Here is a 403-nt window from a genome sequence, read left to right on the forward strand (position 1 = left end):
CTGCAATGAGAAAAAAAACTGCCAGTTCGACAACTCATACAGCCCCTTCCCCCCATAAAACATTAGCCGCAGAATTTACGGTAGAATTGGGATCGAAAATTGAGAGAGGAGGAAGTAGATTTCCAGCACTCCATATGGCAATTAAGGAAGGCGATGCCGAGAGAACTTTGCAGTTAATTCATCAAGGCGCTGATCTGGAAGCGCTGGATAAAAATGGGTTCACGGCGCTCCATACAGCAGCCATGAGTGAAAATGGCAGTGATGAGATTGCCGAAATACTTATTCAACATCATGCCCGTCTTGAAGCACAGGATCGCAATGGGCAAACGCCACTTCATTTAGCGGCCGGTGAGGGGAATATCAGAGTTGCTTCGGCGCTTATCCAGAGTGGTGCAAACAAAAG

General features: G+C 47.1%; 1 protein-coding gene. It reads left to right on the plus strand.

Features of this window, described 5'->3' with window-relative positions; translation table 11 throughout:
- Positions 1–134: 134 nt before the first annotated feature.
- Positions 135–403 (plus strand): ankyrin repeat domain-containing protein (locus E1189_RS00335; protein ID WP_196220834.1); only part of this gene is annotated, 269 nt, incomplete at its 3' end.

The organism is Parendozoicomonas verongulae (assembly GCF_009711465.1).
In the GTDB taxonomy this organism is placed as follows: Bacteria; Pseudomonadota; Gammaproteobacteria; order Pseudomonadales; family Endozoicomonadaceae; genus Sansalvadorimonas; species Sansalvadorimonas verongulae.